The sequence below is a fragment of the Ferroplasma sp. Type II genome (assembly GCF_000496155.1).
The window spans coordinates 2,468-4,241 of sequence record NZ_KI542754.1; the positions used below are offsets into that span (position 1 = coordinate 2,468).

Below are 1,774 nucleotides of genomic sequence, written 5' to 3' on the forward strand. Positions count from 1 at the left end.
ATAGTAGGTATATAAAGAAACCGGCAAATATGATTATAGATATATAGCCTACAGTGGGCCAACCAGTCCAGTAAACTATCAATGAGGCTCCAACAAAGGAAATTGGTGAAAGAATCCTTGCATAGGGCAATTTAAATGGCCTTTTCAATTCCGAAGCTTCACGCCTGAGAACCATTAAAGTTGAACCACCGAGTATATAGGTGAATGCTGCGACTCCGGATACGAGACCAACAACAACGTACCAGCTGGGAAGAGGAATCAGAAAAGCGAGTCCAAGAACGAGGCTAATAAGCAATGAGAAAACTGGTACTCCTGTTTTCTTGTTTACTTTTCCTATTATACGTGGAAAATATCCGATTTCAGCCATTCCATAAAGTGATCTTGTTGATGTCCCTGCAGCTATATTTAAGGTTCCTGAAGGTGATACATAAGCATCAGCATATAGAAGGTAGGTCAGTACTGCCATTATTGAGAGGTTCGAAGACTTCGCGAGAAAAGCAAAGGGAGCTTTGCTTATACTTTTTGCGTATGTTCCTGCAGATGCTGATGAAAGTCCTAGCCAGCCACCCGATGAAGATAGAAGTGCAGGATTGATTGCAGATATAAAAACAACCTGAAGCAAAACATAAACACCCATAGATGTAAGCATTGAATATATAAGCGCCCGTGGGAGATCTCTCTGTGGATTTTTTGCCTCCCCAGCAAAATCCATGGTATGCCTGAAACCAAGATATGAAAAAACTATGCCGTCAGTTGATATTGCCTCAAATATCAAGGATATATTATTATGTGGCAGGAATCCACCAAGTGCTGGATTGTTGAAATTTCCGGCATGGAAAAGAAGGAATGCCATTAATATTATTGTGATAGATGGAATAAGAAGCTTCCACCATGTTATTCCCTGATTTGTTTTTCCCATCAATTTTACACCGAAATAATTCAGGAAATAGAATCCTATGATTAATATGGCTGCAATCAGTATTCCGTATCCTGTAAGGAGAGTCACATGTAAGGATGGATGAAGTGGATTACTGGCGTAGTATACGAGAGCAGGTTTTGTTATGTAGGAGCCTGCATATGTTATGGCAGCCTCAGCCTCAAGCGCAGGCGCGGCAACTCTTGCTGCAAAATATGCCCAACCGAAGAAAAGTCCTGCTATTCCTCCATGCGAATAATGCCCATATCTTGTGATAAGTCCACTTCTCGGTATCATGGAAGCAATTTCAGCATAAACAAGAGTAATTACCAGAACTATTGCTCCCCCTATAATCCACGAAATAATTGCTGCAGGGCCCGTGGTACCAGCAGAGGCCGATTCAGCAAAAAGCCACCCTGATCCTATTATTGCCCCTAAGCTAAGAAAGTAAAGATCCCATGAGGTTAGAACTTTCTTTAATTTTTTATCGTCTGATATCTCTCCATTGTCCGGATTCTCGCCAGTTGCCATTAAAAATTATATGCCAATGCAATTTAAAATTTTTGGAAAAAATTCCGCACATATGCCTGTTAATTGCTCTATAATAAAAATATTTGTACTGTAAATTAAGATTCGTTAACCAATATTCTTATAATATTTTGTAATATAGTTCAATGGTTTCATTTTCAACAGACATACATAATAAACAGGTAATCATTGTTAGCCTGTCCTCTATGATGAGATCACTTGGGATGGGTGCATCGTGGCCATTTATGGCCATTTTCTTGAACCTTTATTTACATATTGCAATTTATATTGTTGGAATTATATTTACCTTACTTTCTTAATGTCTATGAT

1 protein-coding gene is annotated in these 1,774 nt (G+C 39.0%); it reads right to left on the bottom strand.

The window, feature by feature from the left end:
- A partial coding sequence (locus AMDU4_RS09660) for an amino acid permease (protein ID WP_290704925.1) occupies positions 1 to 1,447 on the bottom strand: 1,447 nt, incomplete at its 3' end.
- Positions 1,448 to 1,774: the final 327 nt, after the last annotated feature.